General features: G+C 58.9%; 3 protein-coding genes and 1 pseudogene. All 4 read right to left on the bottom strand.

Annotated features, from left to right (window positions below; all coding sequences use genetic code 11):
• Positions 1-581: PTS sugar transporter subunit IIC (locus DW823_RS09555; protein ID WP_147324173.1), on the bottom strand; the 581-nt coding region annotated here is incomplete at its 3' end.
• Positions 582-639: 58 nt separating this feature from the next.
• A complete protein-coding gene (locus DW823_RS09550) occupies positions 640-1,122 on the bottom strand; it encodes a PTS sugar transporter subunit IIB (RefSeq protein WP_118082035.1) in 483 nt (160 codons plus the stop codon).
• A gap of 57 nt (positions 1,123-1,179) precedes the next feature.
• Positions 1,180-1,599 carry a PTS sugar transporter subunit IIA gene (locus DW823_RS09545; protein ID WP_117638251.1) on the bottom strand — a complete coding sequence of 140 codons (420 nt, stop codon included), beginning with the start codon at positions 1,597-1,599 and terminating at the stop codon, positions 1,180-1,182.
• Positions 1,600-1,645: 46 nt separating this feature from the next.
• Positions 1,646-1,869: pseudogene (locus DW823_RS09975) on the bottom strand (SIS domain-containing protein); the annotation flags it as partial.

The raw sequence follows: 1,869 nt of genomic DNA, 5'->3' as shown, positions 1-1,869 counted from the left end.
CCGAGCATGGCGAAGCCCATGGCCGGCAGGATGTTGGCGGCAACGCCAAAGCCAGCAAGGACAAAGGGCGGGATGAAGTCGAGCATGCCCTGGATGGCGTCAGCACCCAGATAGAACGACAGCGAGCACAGCAGGAACGCCATGATGATACCGGTCAAACCGATCAGGAAGTGCATCGCATAGACACCCTTAAGGTTGCCCTGGCCGGAGAAGACATCAGCGCGGTCAACCAGAATCGGCAGGGCGGCGTTGAGGATGTTCTTGATGGCAAGGCACAGCGTGGCGATGGGCATAGCGAGCGCGATGGCTGCCTCGGTGCTCTGGCCCAACTGGATAGCGAAGGCGCAGGCGAGCACGCCGCCGATCGTCTCATCAGGCGGCACGTAGGCGCCGATGGAGATCGAGCCCATGAACAGAAGCTCCAGGCTGGCGCCGATCGCGAGGCCGGACTGCAGGTCCCCCAGCACCAGGCCCACGAGCGGGCACAGGACGATGGGGCGGAACGCATAGAGCGTACCGAGCTGGAAGTCGAACTTACCAAATGCGGCGATAAGTCCGATGAGGATTGCTTGGGTAAGCATATATCCCCCTTTCCTAATAGGACACTACGAAGAGCTCAGACTCTTCGAAATTGAACGCCTATAGCACGCTTGCGCAGTCAACCTTGGGGTCATCGGCCAGAGGACGGATCTCGACCTCGACGCCGTTGCTCAGCATCTCACGCACATCGGCCTCCTCGGCTGCAGTCAGGAAGATCTGACGAGAGACCTGACGAGCATCGGGGCGCTTCTCGTCCTTGGGCTTGGTGTTGCCCAGGTTGACCGACTTGATCTGCGGGCAGCCTTCAACAAGCTGCTTTGCCTCAGCGATGGTGGCGACACAGATAATCATCTTGTATTTGTCAGTCACACCCGAGTTAATGGCCTCGATGGCATTCGCCATATCCTTGATGACGAGCTTGCAGCCGGCAGGCTTGCCCATCTTGAGCGTCGTCTTCCACACCGGGTCGTTGGCGACCTTATCGCCCACGCAGAAAATGCAGTTGGAGCCAAGGCCCTGGACCCAAGAGACCGCGACCTGGCCATGAAGCAGGCGATGGTCGACGCGAAGTAGCTGAATCATAATGTGACCCCCCAAAGGTCTTGTGCCGTCTTACGGCGTGTCAGTAGGTGCTGCGGATTAGAACTCTTCTTCCTCTTCGTCATCGACCAAAAAATCGTTGACAAACTTCACGCGCGTATCGTCCGCAGCGACGATGGCGCGAATCGTCTCCTCAACCGGCGCCGACTCGTCAGAGAACAGCAGCTGGATAAGCAGAGGAAGGTTCATGTTGGTAACGAGGTACGTGCGGGGACGCGTCTGGACGATCTTGGTGAACTCGTTGTTGACGCTGCCGCCAAAGAGGTCGGTGCAGACAACGACATCATCGTCGGCAGCCATGTCTGCCAGCAGTTTTTGGGCCTCCTCGGCCACGTCCATGCGGTCATCGACGAACATCGAAAGATCGTGGACGTTGTCGCGAGCGCCCGAGAGCAGCTCGACACTCTCCTTGATGCCGGTAGCGAAGTGCGCATGGCTGGCGATGATGTACTGCCTCATTCTGTGTTCCTCTCAATAGCCCGGCGCGTTCCCGCACCCGTTTTCTTTAGTAGTCGAACTGGTGATAGTAGCGACGATACTTGAGGTTGTGCTTGGTGACCGTCTCGTAGTAGCGAGCCAGGCGGTCGGTAACGAGCACCGTCAGAATCCACGGAGACACGATGACGCGGAACTCGTCGTCAAGGCCGGGGATCGCGAACTCGGCGGTGTCGATGATGTTGATGTCGGTGTCGCCGGTCACACCGCGGGTCAGGAAGGCGCGGACGCGCT

Source organism: Collinsella sp. AM34-10 (assembly GCF_003469185.1).
Lineage (GTDB): Bacteria > Actinomycetota > Coriobacteriia > Coriobacteriales > Coriobacteriaceae > Collinsella.
The sequence above is the reverse complement of the archived record's forward strand: the minus strand, read 5'-3'. Positions and strand labels throughout refer to the sequence as shown.

Excerpts from the sequence above, each read along its gene's own strand:
- DW823_RS09545 (WP_117638251.1), bottom strand. The coding sequence starts at position 1,599 with ATGAGGCAGTACATCATCGCCAGCCATGCGCACTTCGCTACCGGCATC.
- DW823_RS09550 (WP_118082035.1), bottom strand. The coding sequence starts at position 1,122 with ATGATTCAGCTACTTCGCGTCGACCATCGCCTGCTTCATGGCCAGGTC.